General features: G+C 43.8%; 2 tRNA genes and 1 rRNA gene. All 3 read left to right on the forward strand.

What is annotated here, in order from left to right:
* Positions 1 to 65 precede the first annotated feature (65 nt).
* Positions 66 to 181 (forward strand): 5S ribosomal RNA (gene rrf / locus AC4GZ8_RS26415).
* A 39-nt stretch (positions 182 to 220) separates the two neighbouring features.
* A tRNA-Val gene (locus AC4GZ8_RS26420) sits at positions 221 to 296 on the forward strand.
* Between the two features lie 3 nt (positions 297 to 299).
* Positions 300 to 375 (forward strand) — tRNA-Thr (locus AC4GZ8_RS26425).
* Positions 376 to 537: the final 162 nt, after the last annotated feature.

The raw sequence follows: 537 nt of genomic DNA on the forward strand, positions 1-537 counted from the left end.
AAAAAAAATTTAAAAAAGACTTGAAAAATTCCCTCAAAATAGTATAATCATTCTTGTCGCAGTTATCTGGTGATGATGGCGAAGAGGTCACACCCGTTCCCATGCCGAACACGGAAGTTAAGCTCTTCAGCGCCGATGGTAGTTGGGGGTTTCCCCCTGTGAGAGTAGGACGTTGCCAGGTAGTAACATTATATAGAATTGTCAAATGCAATTCTTATCCGGAGGATTAGCTCAGCTGGGAGAGCACCTGCCTTACAAGCAGGGGGTCGGCGGTTCGATCCCGTCATCCTCCACCATATGCCGGTGTAGCTCAATTGGTAGAGCAACTGACTTGTAATCAGTAGGTTGGGGGTTCAAGTCCTCTCGCCGGCACCACTCATAATAAAGTATACATCTCATTATAAAATAAGCCATTAGTTCAGTTGGTAGAGCACGTTTGAGTATGCTGCGAAGCATTACAACAGCACACAAATCGAACTGCTGCTTGAATAATTCTTCTGAGATTTGGGTGTCAAACTTAGAGTGTTTTAAAACAAA

This window comes from Metabacillus sp. RB-C-LZQ-3-1, from assembly GCF_058315175.1.